The sequence below is a fragment of the Janthinobacterium sp. GL_088 genome, assembly GCF_057837845.1.
Genome location: NZ_CM174453.1, coordinates 5,898,979 through 5,914,854, shown reverse-complemented (window position 1 = coordinate 5,914,854; position 15,876 = coordinate 5,898,979). Strand labels below are relative to the sequence as shown.

Genomic DNA, 15,876 nt, shown 5'->3' with positions numbered 1-15,876 from the left:
CCATCATGAGCACTATCGTACGTCCCGCCCTGGTCCTGTTTGCCGCGCTGACCGTGATCTGCGGCGTCGTCTATCCATTTGCCACGGCCGGCATCGGGCAGCTGGCTTTCAACGATGAAGTCAACGGCAGCATCGTCGAGCGTGGTGGAAAGCCCGTCGGCTCGACCCTGATCGGCCAGTCATTCACCTCGCCCAAGTATTTCTGGGGCCGTCCATCGGCCACCGCGCCGATGGCCAATAACGGTGCCGGCTCGGGCGGCTCGAACCAGGGGCCGACCAATCCAGCCCTGGTGGACGCCGTCAAGGCGCGCATCGCCGCCCTGAAGGAAGTTGACCCTGGCAATACGCGCGCCATCCCCGTTGACCTGGTGACGGCGTCGAGCAGCGGCCTGGATCCGGAAATCAGCCTGGCGGGCGCCCTGTACCAGGCGCCACGCGTGGCCCGCGTGCGCGCCGTGCCGCTGGCGCAGGTGGAAAACGCCATCGCCAAGGTGCAGAAAATCGCGTATATCGGCTTTTTCGGCGAACCACGCGTGAATGTGCTGGAACTGAATCTGGCGCTCGATGCGGCCGCGAAGTAAGATGATGCAGGGGCGGAGCCGCCGGTTTTGCCCCTGGTTTTGACATTAAAAGATGCCCATGCTCCCCAACGACAGCCAACGCCCCGACCCTGACACCCTGCTGGCGCAAGTGCAGGCGCAGGAAAAGAAAGCCGCGCGCGGCCGGCTGCGTATTTACTTTGGCGCCTCGGCCGGCGTCGGCAAGACTTATGCGATGCTGGCCGCCGCGCGCAAATTGCTGGCCGATGGACAGGACTTGCTGGTGGGCGTGGTGGAGACGCATGGGCGCCAGGATACGGCGGCCCAGCTGGACGGCTTGCCCGTGCTTCCGCTAAAAGCGATCGAGTACCGGGGCAAGACCCTGTTCGAGTTCGACCTTGACGAAGCGCTGCGGCGCGCGCCGCCGCTGATACTGATGGATGAACTGGCCCACTCGAACGTGGCCGGTTCGCGCCATCCGAAGCGCTGGCAGGATGTCGAGGAATTGCTGGCGGCCGGCATCGACGTGCTTTCCACCGTCAACGTGCAGCACCTGGAAAGCCTCAACGACGTGGTGGGGGGGATTACAGGCGTGCGCGTGGCCGAAACTCTGCCCGATACGGTGTTCGACCGCGCCGATGAAGTGGTGCTGGTCGATATTCCTGCCGATGAACTGCTGCGCCGCCTGAAGCAGGGCAAGGTGTATCAGCCGCTGCAGGCCGAGCGGGCGTCCCAGCATTTTTTCCGCAAGGGTAATTTGATCGCCCTGCGCGAACTGGCCTTGCGCCGCACGGCGGACCGGGTGCAGGATGACGTGCAAGCCTACCGCGTCGAGAAGTCCATCAATCCCGTGTGGAAGACGGGCGCCGCGCTGCTGGCCTGCGTGGGGCCGCATGCGGGTGGCGAACACGTGATCCGCAGCACGGCGCGCCTGGCCAGCCAGCTGAATGCGGAATGGCATGCGCTGTACGTGGAAACGCCGCGTTTGCAGCGCCTGCCGGCGAGCCAGCGCGAGCGCATTTTGAAAACCCTGAAACTGGCGCAGGACCTGGGCGCGCGCACGGCTGTTATGCCGTCCGCCGACATCGCCGGCGCCGTGGTCGAGTATGCGCGCAGCGCGAATATCTCGAAAGTCATCGTTGGCCGTGGTCGCGCCAATGCGCTGGCGCGCCTGTGGCAGGCACCGCCGGCGGCGCGCATGGCCAGCCTGGCGCCCGATATCGATTTGATCGAGGTGGGCTTGCCGCCAGCCGATGCGGCGCCGCGGCGCGCAGTCGGCGACGATGCGGAGGTGCCGCGCCGGACCTCGCGCCACTGGCGTTACATCCTGGCTGCCGGCGCCAGCCTGGCCACGGCCCTCGCCTCGGTACCGCTGCAGCCTTATCTTGACCTGGCCAATATCGCCATGCTGTCCTTGCTGACGGTGGTGCTGGTGGCCGTGCGCCTGGGACGCGGACCGGCGGCGCTGGCCAGCCTGGTGGGCGTGGCCTGCTTCGATTTCGTCTTCGTGCCGCCCCGCTTCTCGTTTGCCGTGGGCGATTTCCAGTATGTGATTACCTTTGGCGTGATGCTGGCCGTGGGTCTGATCACGGGCCACCTGACGGCCGGCCTGCGTTTCCAGGCGCGCGTGGCCTCGCACCGCGAAGCGCGCGCCCGCGCCCTGTATGAATTCTCGCGCGAGCTGTCCGGCGTGCTGCAGACGGAGCAGATTTTCGACATCACGAAAAGCGCCATCGAACGGGCTTTCCGCGCGCGCGCCACCCTGCTGCTGCCCGATGACGAGGGCAGCTTGCCGGCCCCGAATGGCGGCGAGCCGCTCGATATCGGCATCGCGCAGTGGGCCTTCGACCATGCGCAGGCGGCGGGAACGGGCACCGACACCTTGCCGGCGTCGCCCATTTTCTACCTGCCGCTGATCGCGCCGATGCGCACGCGCGGCGTGCTGGCGCTGCTGCCGCTCGAGGGCGCGCAGCGGGGGCGCTGGCTGCTGGTGCCGGAACAGCGCCAGCACCTCGATACCTTTGCCGCGCTGGCGGCCATCGCCCTCGAACGCGTGCATTACATCGACGTGGCCCAGGGCGCGCTGCTGCAGATGGAGTCAGAGCGGCTGCGCAATTCGCTGCTGGCGGCCCTGTCGCACGATTTGCGCACGCCCTTGACGTCGCTGGTGGGCCTGGCCGAATCGCTGGCCTTGTCCCGGCCTGCGCTGTCGCCCGCGCAGCTGGATATGGCGCGCTCGCTGCAGTCCGAAACCGTGCGTATGAGCGCCCTGGTGGCGAACTTGCTGGACATGGCGCGCATTGAAAGCGGCCAGGTGCGCCTGAACCTGCAATGGCAGGCGCTGGAAGAGGTGGTGGGCAGCGCGCTGCGCGCCAGCGGCCCGCAATTGCAGCAGCATGCCGTGCAGACGCAGCTGGCGCCGGACTTGCCGCTGGTGCGCTACGACGCCGTGCTGATCGAGCGGGTGCTGTGCAACCTGCTGGAAAACGCGGCCAAGTACACGCCGGCCGGCAGCACCATCACGGTCGCGGCCGGGGTGCACGGCCAGTTCCTGCAGGTGACGGTGTTTGATGATGGCCCAGGCTTGCCGCCCGGCCGCGAAGAAGCCATCTTTGAAAAATTTACGCGCGGCGAGCGCGAATCGAACAAGCCGGGCGTCGGGTTGGGGCTGGCCATTTGCCGCGCCATCGTCGAAGCGCACGGCGGCACCATCCACGCGCAGCCGCACACGCCGGGACAGGGCGCCGCCATCGTCTTCAGCCTGCCGCTGGGCACGCCCCCGGCGCCGCCGGAGATCGAGCTCGATGACGCCAACGACCATGAAACAGGAAAACCAACATGAACGAACCTTCCGCCACCGCCTTGCTGGTCGAGGATGAACCGCAAATCCGCCGCTTCGTACGCGCCGCGTTGGAAGATGAGGGCTGGCAGATTTTCGAATCCGCCACCATGCAGCGGGGCCTGATCGATGCCGGCACGCGCCGGCCCGACCTGATCGTGCTGGACCTGGGGCTGCCCGATGGTGATGGCATCGATTTCATCGCCGACATCCGCAAATGGTCGGCCGTGCCCATCATCGTGCTGTCGGCGCGGGTTGACGAGCAGGACAAGATCCGTGCGCTCGACGCGGGCGCCGACGACTATCTGACCAAGCCGTTTGGCGTGGGAGAACTGCTGGCCCGGGTGCGCGCCACCCTGCGCCGCCAGCGCCAGCCCGCCGCCAGCGACGATGGCGTGGTGCAGTTTGGCGATGTGCGCGTCGACCTGAAGGACCGCCTGGTGACGCGCAACAAGCAGCTGGTGCACATGACGCCGACGGAATTCCGCTTGTTGTCGGTGCTGGTAAAAAATGCGGGCAGGGTGGTCACCAATCCGCAACTGCTGCGTGAAGTGTGGGGGCCGTCGAACAGTGAAAACGGCCATTACCTGCGCATCTACATGGGCCATCTGCGCCAGAAGCTGGAAGCCGATCCGGCCCAGCCGCAGTACCTGTTGACGGAAACGGCCGTCGGCTACCGCTTGCTCTTGCCCCTTTAAATAGCTTTCTTTCCCCTGTTTGAAAATAGGCGCCGCGCGCGCCAGGGGGGCGCTTTACCTAAAATTTTTGCAGCGAATTTTTGCAGCGGCGGGCCAGCTGCGCCATGTTGGCAAAGGCCCATACCACCCATGAAGAAGAAAAAACCATGAATAAAATGCTACTTGCACTTGCCGTCGCCACAGCCTTTACGGGCAGCCTGGCCCACGCGGACGAGGCCAAGCCGGACAATGAAGTCAGTTTCAACGTGGCCGGCGTATCCGACTACCGCTACCGCGGCATTTCGCAGACGCGCTTGAAACCGGCGCTGCAGGGCGGCGCCGATTATGTCAATAATCCGACGGGCCTGTATGCGGGCGCCTGGGCCTCCACCATCAAGTGGACCAAGGATGCGGGCGGCAGCGGCGACGTGGAAGTGGACCTGTATGCGGGCAAGCGCGGCCAGTTGACCAGCGACGTTGGCTATGACGTCGGCGTGCTCGCCTATGTGTACGCGGACAATGGCTTGAAGCACATCGCCGGCCTGGCCGATGCGGATACGCAGGAAGTCTACGGCCAGCTGTCGTATGGTCCCGCCTACATCAAATATTCGCACGCTGTCTCGAACCTGTTCGGCATCGTCAACAGCAAGAACAGCGGCTACCTGGACATCGGCGCGACGATCGACCTGACGAGCGGCTGGACCGGCAACCTGCACGCGGGCCACCAGAAGGTCAAGAACAATGATGCATCGAGCTACACGGACTGGAAAGTGGGCGTCACGCGCGACTTCGGCTTTGTTTCGGGCGCGCTGGCCGTGATCGGCACGAACGCGGGCAAGTCGGCCTATGCCTCGCCCGTGAATGGCAAATTCATGGGCAAGACGGCGCTGCAGCTGACGGTCAGCAAGACGTTTTAATGGATTGAATTGACTGAAAGGAGAGGCGGCGCATGCGCCGCCTTTTTTTTTGCGTACTTACGCTGGCAGGTTGAAAACGGCGCAGTACAGCTGGCCCAGGCTGACCACGCGGGCGGCCGGAATCTGCGCGGCCAGGGCATGGGCGGGCGCCGTTTGCGCGTCCGCTGTCAGCAGCACGCGCAAGCCCGGATTGACGCTGCGCGCGTGTGCGATGCGGCGTGCCAGGCCTGCCTGCGCTGCGTCGTTGAGGACACCGTCGAGCGGTACTACCAGCACGCGCGCGGCGATCAGGGCCGAACGGCTGCCCATGGAGTCGCGGCCTTCGCTGTCGATGACGATGTCGTGGTAACAGTGCACCAGGTGCTCAAGCTCCGGTTGCAAGCCCTTCGCGCTGATGGCGCGCGCCATCAGGCGCGGCCGCGTCAGGCTGCCGTGCATGGCGCCGTCGTGCATGTTCCGGGCCTGCGCCATGGCGCCCTGGCGCGGATCGGCATCAAGCAGCAATACCTTGCGTCCGGCCAGCGCGCGGGAGGCGGCCAGCCGCCCGGCCAGGATGGATTTCTCCATCCCCCCGCGTTCATCCGTGATAGCGATGATCATCTTGGCGCACGGCTGGCATGATGTTGGCAGGGGAGACCAGCTGCAGCAGACAGCCTTCGCGTGGGGCGTCCCTGTCGCTGGCTGTCCATACGGGCAGTGCCATCAGGGGCTCGAGTGCCGCGGCCAGGGCGGCATGGCCGGCGCAAGACATCGACGTCATCGGCAGGCGCAATATGTCGCGCACCTTGCCCTGCATGGCCAGCGCCGCCTTGACGGGAGCGGGATTCGGTTCCGCAAACAGCAGGCGAATGACGGGCAGCATGGTCTTGAACAGGGCGCCGGCAGCGCCGTGGCGCCCCTGTTTGACCAGATGATATAGCTGCGCATACAGGTCGGGACGCACCTGGGCGGCGGCCGACATGGCGCCGTGGCCGCCCATGGACAGGCTGGCCAGCAGCAGGGCATCGTCGCCGCACAGCACGTCCAGGCGCGTGTCGAGCAGCAGTTCGCCCAGCTGCTGCAGCTTGCCGCCCGCTTCCTTGATGGCGACGAAGTGCGAGTCGCGCGCCAGCAGGGCGGCCGTCTGCGGTTCGATATTGACTCCCGTGCGGGCCGGCACGTTGTACAGCACGATGGACTGGTCGGTGGCGGCGGCGATGGCCTGGAAGTGGCGCACGATGCCGTCCTGCGAAGGGCGCACATACGCGGGGGCCGAGACCAGCAGGCCGGCCAGCGGATGGTCGTTGTAGCGCTGCACGGCGGAGACGACGCTGCGCGTATCGCTGCCGCCTATCCCCATCACGACGGGAAAGCGGGAACCGACGGCTTCGAGTACGCTGTCGAGCAGCATGGTCTGTTCGGCGGCGCTCAGCATGGCCGCTTCGCCCGTGGTGCCGCACACCACCAGGCCATCGATGCCGCTGGCGGCCAGTTCGCACGCCAGTTGCTGGGCGGCGTCGAAGTCGATGTCGCCATCGCCATCAAGGAAGGGCGTGACCATCGGCACCCAGATGCCCTGGAAGTGCGCGGTGATGCGCGAGGAAGACATCGCCTGGTCGCAGGCATACTGGTTCATAGCGATTTCCCCTGGCTGATGCGGCCAAATTCCGCGGCCGGCAGCAGGCGCATGACGGCATCCATGGTCAGGCGCAGGGCCGGTTCCGTCACGCACAGCCAGACTTTCATGCGTTCGGCATGGTCGACCGCCTCGACGCGCATGAACGACAGCATGCCGCCGCACGTCCTGACGACCAGTTGGCGCAGCTCGGCCAGGCAGGCTTTGTCGACCGTGATATGCATGAGGAAGGTGGGCAGGCGGGGATGGCGATGGGGCAGTGCTTGATGTGCTTGATGCGTTTGCAGGCGTGAATGGGGTTCCATGGTGGCTTTGCAGCGGTGGTTGAGGTACGTTCAAGATTAGCAGCGGGGGCGTAAAGATTCTCTAAAAAGCGGGGCCGCCGGCGTAAACGGGCCGTATGCGTCGGGCGCCCGCCTGTTGCGTGGACGCCCCGCGGGTATGCTTTTGTTACAAAATTGAATCGTGCTTTCGGAAGCAGGGGTTTATATTGAAACCGTTCTCCGCTTTCAGTCAGCCCCGCCATGTCAGACGAAAAAGATCCCCAGCTTCCCCCTTCCACCGATGCCGCAGCGTCGGCGCCGTCGCGGCCCGACCGGGTGGGCCGCCGGGCACCCGATGAGGAGCACCGTGCGCGCGACGCCGCTCCCCGCTACCTGAAGGATAACGACACGCCCCTGGCGCTGGCCTGGCGGGTGATCTCGTCGCGCTACCGCTCCATGCGCGACAAGGCCAGCCGCGATTTCATGCGACGCACCCTGCGCATCGGCATCTCGGCGCGTATTTTCCACCCGGAGCCGGGCGCCACTGGCCTGCGCAGCAAGAACCTGCAATACCTGGAAGAGTCGATCGCCCAATGGGTCATGTCGCGCGACGTGCTGGTGTTCATGATCCCGACCGTCAATACCAGTGGCCAGCTACATCCGAGTAACATCACCCTGCGCCACTATGCGCGCCACCTCGATGGCCTGGTGCTGCAGGGCGGCGCCGACGTCTCGCCGCAGACGTATTCCGAGGCGGCCACGCGGCCGGAATGGAACGGCGACCGCGCGCGCGACCTGTACGAGCTGGAATTGCTGCACGAATTCGTCGATGCGGGGAAACCCGTGCTGGGTATATGCCGCGGCTGCCAACTGATCAACGTGGGCTTTGGCGGCACGCTGTATCAGGACATCGCCTCGGACGTGGAAGGGGCCACCTCGCACGTCAACGACCTGTATGACCGCCACCGCCACACCATCGTCTTCCCGAAAGGCTCGTCCTTGGCGGGCATGTTTCCGAAGACGGGCGAGGCGCTCGTCAATTCCATCCACCACCAGTCGGTCAAGGACCTGGGACGCGACGTCACCGTGGAAGCATATTCGCAAGGCGACAATATCGTCGAAGCCATCCGCTACCAGCGGGCGCGCTTCGTCATGGGCTTGCAGTGGCACCCGGAATTCCATTCGGCGGGCGGCGTCGAACTGCTCGATTGCACGCCCATCCTCGATAACTTTTTGCGCGCGGCGCGGGAGACGCGGTTTTGAGTACGTATCTGATCCGCCGGCGCGCTGTGCTGGCCAGCCTGCTGGCGCTGCCCCTGGCGGGCTTGCGCGCGGCGCCGCGCCCGCATGAAGGCGCGCTGCCGTTTGCGCTGAGCTCCGCCGCGCGCGCCCGCACGCTCAAGGTGCGGGTGGCGCCGGCCATTGCGGAACAGGTGGTCAAGGCGGCGCGCAAGGATGCGGCGCGGCCCGTGCACCTGATGGCCGAAGTGCGCACCGGTGGCTTGCTGAAGGGAGAAGGCGGGCGCGAGACCAGCCAGCAGGCGCAGGAAGACTGGCGCCAGGCACGCTTGCAGGCGCTGGCCTGGCGGCTGTCGGGCGAGATGGGGCATTTCGAGGCGGCGCGCCAGCTGCTGCTGGCCTGGAGCGGCAGCTACCAGCCGTCGTTCAGTCCCGTCGACGAGACGGAGCTGGCCAGCCTGCTGATGGGTTTTGACCTGGTGCAGGAACGTTTGACCGGCGTCGAGCGCGAGCAGGTGCAGGCGTTTTGCCGCACCCTGGCGCACGGGTATCTGAGTGATCCCATCAAGGTGGGCGGCCCGTCCACGGCGCGCAACAACTGGCACAGCCACCGCATCAAGATCGGCACGGCCGCCGCGTATGTCACGGGCGAGACCTTGCTGATCGCGAGGGCGAAAGAGCGTTTCCTGGCGCACGTGCCGCGCAATATCGGCGCCGGCGGCGTGCCCTTCGACTTCGAGCAGCGCGACGCCCTGCATTACACCACCTACAGTCTGGAGCCACTGCTGACGACGGCCCTGATGGCGCAGGCGCATGGCGACGACTGGTATGGCGCGCCGGAAGCGAAGCGCCTGGCCGAGGCGCTGGCCTGGCTGGCGCCGTATGCGCAGGGCAAAAAGACGCACGAGGAATTCGCCAAAAGCGCCGTGCCCTTCGACCGCAAGCGCGTGGCGGCCGGCGAAAAGGGTTTTACGGGTAATTGGGAGCCGAAGGGCGCCGCCAATGTGTACCTGCTGGCGGCGCGCTTCGATCCCGCTTACCTGTCGCTGGCGCTGGATTTACGCCCGCCAGCGTGGGCGCTGGCGCTGTACTGCGCTTAGCTGGAACTTCGCGTTAAAACTTCGTGCGCACGGTGAACATCACATTGCGCGGTTCGCCATAAAAACCTGTTCCGAACAGGCCCAGACCCGTCAGGTATTTTTTGTTCATCAGGTTGTTGACGTTCAGGCTGGCCGTGACGTTCTTGCTGATGTCATAGCGGCCCAGCAGGTTGACCAATGCATAGCTGCCCTGCTTCAGGCGCGCATTGTCGTTGACGGCAGGATTCCAGACCTCGCCGTGGAAACTGCTTTGCCAGGTCAGGCCGCCGCCCACCGTCACTTTGTCCAGGCTGGCCGGCAGGCGCCAGCTGCCTTGCATTCTTGCCAGGTGGGCCGGCTGCGTGGTTTTCATCGTTTCTGCGAACACTGCCTTGCCATCCTTGTCGCGCACATGTGCATACGTGTAGCCGGCGCTCAGTTTCACATCCTTCAGCACCTCGCCCGTCACTTCCATTTCCACGCCGCGGCTGGTGACGCCATCGATGGCTGTATACGCTACTTCGCCGTTGACTTCACCCACGGAACTGGCCACATTGCTTTGACGGATATGGAACAGGGACGCGCTGGCATTGACCTTGCCATCGAGATACTCTGCCTTCACACCCGCTTCCACACCCTTGCCGCGCACGGGTGCGAGGAAGTTGCGCTTCACGTCGCGGCTGCTTTGCGGCGCAAAGATGCTCGTGTAGCTGCCGAACACGGAATAGGTCTTGTCGAGGTCATACACGATGCCCGCATACGGCGTGATGACGCCGCTTTCGTCCATGCGCGTATGGCTGGGCGTGGCATTGTCGAATAAGCTGCGCTTCTGGTCCATCTTGTAGTTGCTGATCCGCGTGCCGACGATTACCGATAGTGCATCGCTCGGGCGCAGGCGCACGGCGCCATACAGGCCGCTCTGGCGCGTGCTGTCGTTGTCGTTGCCCTGGTGTTCGAACGCCGGCTCCGCATACTGGCCGCGCCAGTCGAAGTAGCTGCCGTCCAGGGGCGGATAGACCGATTTGTAGACGGGGCCGTCCTGCTTGGCCGTCGATGAAGAATAACCCAGCATGGCTTCATGCTGGCGACCGAACAGGGTAAACGGGCCGCTGGCGTCCACGTTGAAGGTAGTCTGGCGGCGGTCGCCCGCGTATTTGCCCATGTAGAAGCTGGCGCCTTCCCCTGTGACGGGGTCAGGATAGCCGCCGCTGACCGAGCTCAACACGCTGTCATGCTTGCTGCGCAACTGGTTGGCGCTCAATTTCACTTTCCACGCGTTGGCGAAGCTGTGTTCCAGCGACGTGAATAGGGTGGTGTTCTGCATGTCGCGGCGGCTCCAGTCGGTGGCAGGATTCCACGAGGTGGGAAAGTTCGTGCGCGTGCCGTCGGAAAACATCAGGGGAAAGCCCGTCCAGGTGGAGCCGCGCGGTTTGTAATCCTGGTGCGTGAAGCCGGCCGTCAGCAGAGTGACGGGTGTCAGGTCCGCCTCGATGATGCCGTAGGCGACCGATTTCTGCTGCTTGTAGCGGTCCAGGTAGGAGTGTTTGTCCTGGTAGGCGCCCACCAGGCGGCCGCGCACCGAGCGGTTTTCATTGAGGGGGCCGGAGACATCGGCTTCGCCGCGGTAGTTATCCCACGATCCCGCGCCCAGGGTGGCCGAACCTTCGAAGCTGGCGGTGGGGCGCTTGCGCACCATGTTGACGGTGGCCGACGGGTCGCCCGAACCGCTCATCAGGCCCGTCGCGCCTTTCAGCACTTCGATGCGGTCGTAGATGGCCATGTCACTGTTCGTCGTGCCCCAGTCGTAGACGCCGTCATAGATGGCCGACACGCCGTCGTACTGGAAATTGGTGACGGCAAAGCCGCGCGCCTGGAAGCTCCAGCGATCGCTGTCGTAGTTTTGCACGCTCACGCCATTGACGTTTTTCATGACGTCGGAGACGGCGCTGCTGTTCTGGTCATCCATCTGCTGGCGCGTGACGATGGTCAGCGACTGCGGCGTTTCACGCTGCGTCAAGGCCAGGCCCGTGGCGCCGTTGGCGGGGCCGCCCGTATAGCTGCCCGTGCCGCTGGTGGCGGCGCTGCGCTCGGCCGTCGCCACCACGGTGACGCCGCCCATGACGGCCACGCCGCGGCTGTCCGCCGAAGGTGTGCCGCCGCTGGCGGGAATTTTTTGCAGCAGGTAGCCGCCGTTCGATTGCGGCACGGCTTGCAGGCCGCTGCCGGCCAGCAGCACGCGGAAACCATCGTGCACGCCATAGCTGCCTTGCAGGCCGGCGCTGCGCAAGCCCTGCGTGGTGTCGCTGGAGAACGACAATAAAATGGCGCTGTCGCTGCCGAAGCGCGTCAGCACGTCGCCCAGCGCGCCGGCCGGAATGCTGTAGACGCGCACTTGCTGGCTTTGCGCCTGGGCGAATGCCGGCAGGGCCAGGACCATGCCGATCTGCGACAGGGCGCAGGCCAGGACGGTGCGGGTGAGGAGGGAACGCGAAGCGTGGTGCATGGAATAAAACCTTTCGTGGATGCGCAAGATGGAGACTGCCTATCTTCCAAGTCACGCGAGCACGGCGAAACAGCTCACTTTGCAGAAAATATTTTTCAGTGGGCCGCCAGTTCGATGCGCACCACCTGATGGCCCCAGAAGCGCGTGACGGTATTGCGCCGCAGTTGCAGGCTGGCGCTGACGGCATCGAGGATGGCGCCGACATCGGCCAGCGGGTAGGAACCGGACACGCGCAAGCCGGCGATGGCGGGCGCGCAGCCCAGCGGATGGTCGCTGTAGCGCGACAGCTCGGCGAGGAAATCGGCCAGGCGCATGTCGCGCGCCACCAGCATGCCATTGAGCCACGCGCCGCCATACGGCGCCAGCGCCTGGCGGTGCAAGCCGGTGCCGTCGAAATGGGCGCCTTCGCCGGGACGCAGCACCAGGCGCTGGGCGCCATCATCGGCCAGCACGGCGACGGCGCCTTCGAGCACGCCGGCGCTGGCATAGCCTTCGTGCAGGCGCACGGTGAAGCGCGTACCCAGCGCCTGCAGGCTGCCGTGCGGCGTGCCGACGAAGAAGGGGCGCTGCTCACCATCCTTGCCGGTGGCGATGAAGATTTCCCCGGCCAGCAGTTCGATGCGGCGCTGCGCGCCGTCGTAAACGATATTCACGGCGCTGCTGGTGTTGAGCGTGAGTTGCGTGCCGTCGGCCAGGGTGACCACGCGGCGCTGGTTGACAGCCGTGCGATAGTCGGCCATCCAGCCGCGCCATGGGCTGCGGCGCTCAAACGCATACAGCGAGGCGCCGCAGGCCAGCAGCAGTGCCAGCGTCTTGACGGCGTGGCGGCGCGGCGCATTCGCCTGCACGCAGGCGCGCAGCAGGGTCGCGTGCATGGCGGGCGGCAGGTGTTCATGCTGCGTTTGCAGCTGCTGCCACGCCTGCGTGGCGCTGCCGGCCCGCTGCAAATGGCGTTTGACTGTCGCCAGCGAGATGCCGAGCTGGCGCGCGATGTCTTCCTGCGGCAGTTCGTCGAGCTGGCGTAGCAAAAAAGCCCGTTTCACGGGAGGCGGCAAGCCGTCGAGCATGCGGTCGAGTTCAAACACGGTGGCCAGCAGCAGCGCCCGTTCCTCGGGCGATGGCGCATGCCGGGGCGGCAGTTGCGCCAGCACGTCGAGGTAAGCCTGTTCCAGTTTCTGACGGCGGTAATGGTTGAACAGCACACGCTGCGCGACGGTGGCGAGCAAGGCACGCGGCTCGCGCGCGGCGACGGCGTCTTCGCGGTCGAGCAGGCGCACGAAGGTGTCATGCGCCACATCGGCCGCGCACGCCGTGCTGCCCAGCTTCTTGCGCAGCCAGCCCTGCAGCCAGCCATGGTGGTCGGCATACAGTGTCGCGATGTCCTGGCGTTGTAGCGGCTCTGCCAGCGGCATCGCGTTCCCCTTGCATGGCCGGTCCGGGTGGACTGGTATTTTTAAACAATAATAAGAATCATTCTCACTTATTGTAACAAGCGGGGGAGGTGGATGTAAATGACGGGGAGATGGGGTGTGGTTTTTTTGGGTTGAGGGGCGGGTAGGTCGGATTAGCGCGCAAGCGCGTAATCCGACGCCACCACCGGCGCTAACGATGTTGTCGGATTACGCGGCGTGCCGCCGCTAATCCGACCTACGTTACCAGGCAGAGCAACGTCAGTAGTTCATCGGCTCGCCGCGAAAACATCGAATCGCCGAATCGACCATCCCCTCGGCGCTGCCCTGCACATTGCGCTGCTTGCGCAGGTATTGTGCGTCGCTCCATTGCTTGGCCACGTCCGACAGGTGTTTCAGGGCCGGCGTGCTGCCCAGCGCCTCGGCGTGCGGTTCCATCTTGCGCAGGGTGGTCATGATGTCTTCGCGCAGCGACATCGTTTCGTAGGTTTTCGGATGCGTGATGGCGCCATCGAGGCCGAAGCGGCAAGCCTGGAAGCGGTTGTAGTTATATACGAGGTAATCGTCTTCCACCGGTGGGGTTTCGCGGCGTTCGAGCAGGTAGCGGCACAGGGCCTGCAGGTAGGCGGCCAGCGCGGCGGCCCGTTCCACCGTCAGCGGCGTGTCGCACACGCGCAGTTCGATGGTGCCGAATTCCGGCTTGGGACGGATATCCCAGTAAAAATCCTTCATGCTCTTGATGATGCCCGTGTTCTCCATCTTGGCGAAATACTCGTTGGAGAACTGGTCCCAACTGAGGGTGAACGGCGCCCGCCCGCTCATGGGAAACGCGAACACGGAGTTCAGGCGGGCCGAATCGAACAGGGTATCGCGCCCCTGCACGTAGGGCGAGGACGCCGACAGGGCGATGAAGTGGGGGATGTAGCGGTTCAGCGAATGCAGCAGGAACATGGCGTCGTCGCCTGAGGCGCAGCCGATGTGCACGTGCTGGCCGAAGATGGTGAACTGCTTGGCCAGGTAGCCGTACAGTTCCGAGATTTCCTGGAAGCGGGGCTTGGAAAAGATCTTTTGCGATGACCATTGCTGGAATGGGTGCGTGCCGCCGCCCGCGATGCCGATATTGAGCTTGTCGCCGGCCGTGATCAGGGTGTCGCGGATCTCCTGCAACTGCGCCAGCAGCGGGCCGTGATGCGTATGCACGCTCGAGTTAATCTCGATCATGCTCTCGGTGATTTCCGGCGTGACGTTGCCGGGGAACGGTTTTTTGTTCAGCAGATGCAGCAGGTCGGGGCTGGCGGCCGTCAAATCATAGTCCGACAGGTTTACCAGCTGCAGTTCGAGTTCGACGCCGAAGGTCAGCGCGGCCGATTGGCCAAAGGGTTCCAGCGGCATTTAGCGCTCCTTGATTTCGTGGGTTTCTTTGGCCAGCATCAGCACGCGCTGCACCAGCACGGGGCCGACCAGTTCCAGGCCCAGGGTGATGGCGGCCAGGGCGTTCAATTCATCGCCGAAGTTCACGCCATGCTGGCGCGCGTGTTCCAGCAGCAGGATGATGAAGACGGAGACGGGCGTCAGCGCCACGCCCGTCAGCACGCCCTTGCGCCAGGAAATGCCGCTCACATGCGAAAACGCGGCCACGCCGACGACCTTTGTCAGCAATCGTCCGCCGACGACGGCCAGGGCCAGGCCCGCGCCGGCCGCCACGCTGGCCCATTCCAGGGTCGAGGCGGCATACACGAACAGCAGCACCGTCAGCAGCTCGCCCAGCGCGCCGAAATTGCGCTGCGCCTGGCTGAAGGCGACCCTGCGGTGGCGCGCGACCAGGCCGAAGGTGAGCGTGGCCAGGAGCGGCGACAGGCTGGTGGTGTAGGTCAGGGCGACGAGCAGCATCACCGATAGCGCGAAGGCCACGGTGGCATCCTGCGCCATGTTGCCCAGTCGGCGCAGCATGGCCGGCACGACGATGCCGAAGACGGTGCCGGCGGCCACGGAAGCGGCCAGCACGGCGGCGCTGCTGCTGCTTGCCTCAATCAGGTCGGTGGAACTCTGGAACATCCAGAAGCCGACGATGATGTTGAACGTGAAGACGGCCAGCACGCAATTCAATGCGGTGAGGTGGACGATGCGTTCCGTGACCTGGCCCGAGCTGCGTTCCTCGTTGATGACGCGCATGATGGTGGCCGGCGAAGTGGACATGGCGAGCGATGCCAGCAGCAGCGCCGTCATCGAGGTGCTGCCGAATTCGATGCCGATGAAGTAGACGACGGCAAAGGTCAGCAAGGATTCGACCAAGCCTGTGACGGCGATCCACGGATTGTTCTTCAGCCAGCGCAGGTTGATGCGGTAGCCGACTTCGAACAGGATCAGGCCGAAGGCCACGTCGGCCAGCACCAGCATGGGGCCGGCGTCCGTCTGCGGCAGGATGCCCACCTGCGTCTGCGCGAGGACGAAACCGATCACGCCGTAAAAACTGATGCGCGGCAGGCCAGTCCAGCGGTGGCCGAATTCGCCCACCACCCAGGCCAGGGTGATGGCGAACGGCCAGGACAGGTCGGCGGCGATCGAGATCAGACTTTGCATGCTCATTCCTTTGAAAATGGCGCTGGCACCGGCCGGCAGCACGGGGGCTGGCGCGGCAATGTCGTGGTGCAGCGGTGGTGCATGGTTTGCGCAGAGCGATGCGCCGATTCTACCGGAGCAGAAGGCGCGCACGATGTGCGCAATCGAACAGTGTCGCGGCCATGGCGGCCGCGCACAGGATGCAGCAGGTTGGGCAGGGCTGGTATCAGCGTATGG

At 65.0% G+C, this 15,876-nt stretch carries 13 protein-coding genes and 1 pseudogene; 6 read left to right on the top strand and 8 right to left on the bottom strand.

What is annotated here, in order from left to right:
- Positions 1-5: 5 nt before the first annotated feature.
- From kdpC to AC3IQ7_RS26410, 4 genes are all read left to right on the top strand, one after another.
- A complete protein-coding gene (kdpC, locus tag AC3IQ7_RS26425; RefSeq protein WP_489207749.1) occupies positions 6-581 on the top strand; it encodes a potassium-transporting ATPase subunit KdpC in 576 nt (191 codons plus the stop codon).
- A 58-nt stretch (positions 582-639) separates the two neighbouring features.
- Positions 640-3,381 (top strand): DUF4118 domain-containing protein, encoded by a 2,742-nt coding sequence (locus tag AC3IQ7_RS26420; protein WP_489207748.1) that lies wholly within the window; start codon positions 640-642, stop codon positions 3,379-3,381.
- On the top strand, positions 3,378-4,076 hold the full coding sequence (gene kdpE / locus AC3IQ7_RS26415) for a two-component system response regulator KdpE (protein WP_034746496.1): 699 nt from the start codon (positions 3,378-3,380) through the stop codon (positions 4,074-4,076). The genes AC3IQ7_RS26420 and kdpE overlap by 4 nt, the downstream gene beginning before the upstream one ends.
- A 146-nt stretch (positions 4,077-4,222) precedes the next feature.
- Positions 4,223-4,972, top strand: coding sequence for a TorF family putative porin (locus tag AC3IQ7_RS26410; RefSeq protein ID WP_099376698.1), 750 nt, complete (start codon positions 4,223-4,225; stop codon positions 4,970-4,972).
- Between the two features lie 57 nt (positions 4,973-5,029).
- Here AC3IQ7_RS26410 and AC3IQ7_RS26405 read toward each other — a convergent pair whose 3' ends face one another.
- Genes AC3IQ7_RS26405 through AC3IQ7_RS26395 form a run of 3 tightly spaced genes read right to left on the bottom strand, consistent with a single transcriptional unit; the run spans position 5,030 to position 6,892 of the window.
- Complete coding sequence (locus AC3IQ7_RS26405; RefSeq protein ID WP_489207747.1) at positions 5,030-5,539, bottom strand: P-loop NTPase family protein; 510 nt, start codon at positions 5,537-5,539, stop codon at positions 5,030-5,032.
- 10 nt (positions 5,540-5,549) lie between these two features.
- Entirely contained in the window at positions 5,550-6,587 is a 1,038-nt protein-coding gene (dapA, locus tag AC3IQ7_RS26400) for a 4-hydroxy-tetrahydrodipicolinate synthase (protein WP_489207746.1), read from the bottom strand.
- Complete coding sequence (locus AC3IQ7_RS26395; protein ID WP_233515995.1) at positions 6,584-6,892, bottom strand: hypothetical protein; 309 nt, start codon at positions 6,890-6,892, stop codon at positions 6,584-6,586. Before AC3IQ7_RS26395 ends, dapA begins: the two co-directional genes overlap by 4 nt.
- A gap of 219 nt (positions 6,893-7,111) precedes the next feature.
- On the opposite strand from AC3IQ7_RS26395, the gene AC3IQ7_RS26390 reads away from it, so the two are divergent.
- A complete protein-coding gene (locus tag AC3IQ7_RS26390) occupies positions 7,112-8,113 on the top strand; it encodes a gamma-glutamyl-gamma-aminobutyrate hydrolase family protein (RefSeq protein WP_099376498.1) in 1,002 nt (333 codons plus the stop codon).
- Positions 8,110-9,189, top strand: coding sequence for an alginate lyase family protein (locus tag AC3IQ7_RS26385; RefSeq protein ID WP_489207745.1), 1,080 nt, complete (start codon positions 8,110-8,112; stop codon positions 9,187-9,189). The genes AC3IQ7_RS26390 and AC3IQ7_RS26385 overlap by 4 nt, the downstream gene beginning before the upstream one ends.
- 13 nt (positions 9,190-9,202) lie before the next feature.
- Here AC3IQ7_RS26385 and AC3IQ7_RS26380 read toward each other — a convergent pair whose 3' ends face one another.
- The 5 genes and pseudogenes from AC3IQ7_RS26380 to AC3IQ7_RS26360 form a co-directional block, all read right to left on the bottom strand.
- Positions 9,203-11,671, bottom strand: a complete 2,469-nt coding sequence (locus tag AC3IQ7_RS26380; RefSeq protein WP_489207744.1) for a TonB-dependent siderophore receptor — start codon at positions 11,669-11,671, stop codon at positions 9,203-9,205.
- Positions 11,672-11,766: 95 nt separating this feature from the next.
- Entirely contained in the window at positions 11,767-12,411 is a 645-nt protein-coding gene (locus tag AC3IQ7_RS26375; RefSeq protein WP_233516014.1) for a FecR domain-containing protein, read from the bottom strand.
- 189 nt (positions 12,412-12,600) lie between these two features.
- Positions 12,601-13,083, bottom strand: a pseudogene (locus tag AC3IQ7_RS26370) (sigma-70 family RNA polymerase sigma factor); the annotation flags it as partial.
- Between the two features lie 258 nt (positions 13,084-13,341).
- The gene (locus tag AC3IQ7_RS26365) at positions 13,342-14,472 is read right to left on the bottom strand and encodes a YbdK family carboxylate-amine ligase (protein WP_099376502.1); all 1,131 of its coding nucleotides are present in this window, start codon (positions 14,470-14,472) and stop codon (positions 13,342-13,344) included.
- Positions 14,473-15,660: a cation:proton antiporter gene (locus AC3IQ7_RS26360; RefSeq protein WP_034780723.1), complete on the bottom strand. Its 1,188-nt coding sequence runs from the start codon at positions 15,658-15,660 to the stop codon at positions 14,473-14,475.
- Between the last annotated feature and the right edge of the window lie 216 nt (positions 15,661-15,876).

Excerpts from the sequence above, each read along its gene's own strand:
- AC3IQ7_RS26360 (WP_034780723.1), bottom strand. The coding sequence starts at position 15,660 with ATGCAAAGTCTGATCTCGATCGCCGCCGACCTGTCCTGGCCGTTCGCC.
- AC3IQ7_RS26375 (WP_233516014.1), bottom strand. The coding sequence starts at position 12,411 with ATGGCCGACTATCGCACGGCTGTCAACCAGCGCCGCGTGGTCACCCTG.
- AC3IQ7_RS26380 (WP_489207744.1), bottom strand. The coding sequence starts at position 11,671 with ATGCACCACGCTTCGCGTTCCCTCCTCACCCGCACCGTCCTGGCCTGC.
- dapA (WP_489207746.1), bottom strand. The coding sequence starts at position 6,587 with ATGAACCAGTATGCCTGCGACCAGGCGATGTCTTCCTCGCGCATCACC.
- AC3IQ7_RS26390 (WP_099376498.1), top strand. The coding sequence starts at position 7,112 with ATGTCAGACGAAAAAGATCCCCAGCTTCCCCCTTCCACCGATGCCGCA.
- AC3IQ7_RS26410 (WP_099376698.1), top strand. The coding sequence starts at position 4,223 with ATGAATAAAATGCTACTTGCACTTGCCGTCGCCACAGCCTTTACGGGC.
- AC3IQ7_RS26405 (WP_489207747.1), bottom strand. The coding sequence starts at position 5,539 with ATGGAGAAATCCATCCTGGCCGGGCGGCTGGCCGCCTCCCGCGCGCTG.
- kdpE (WP_034746496.1), top strand. The coding sequence starts at position 3,378 with ATGAACGAACCTTCCGCCACCGCCTTGCTGGTCGAGGATGAACCGCAA.
- kdpC (WP_489207749.1), top strand. The coding sequence starts at position 6 with ATGAGCACTATCGTACGTCCCGCCCTGGTCCTGTTTGCCGCGCTGACC.
- AC3IQ7_RS26420 (WP_489207748.1), top strand. The coding sequence starts at position 640 with ATGCTCCCCAACGACAGCCAACGCCCCGACCCTGACACCCTGCTGGCG.
- AC3IQ7_RS26395 (WP_233515995.1), bottom strand. The coding sequence starts at position 6,892 with ATGGAACCCCATTCACGCCTGCAAACGCATCAAGCACATCAAGCACTG.
- AC3IQ7_RS26365 (WP_099376502.1), bottom strand. The coding sequence starts at position 14,472 with ATGCCGCTGGAACCCTTTGGCCAATCGGCCGCGCTGACCTTCGGCGTC.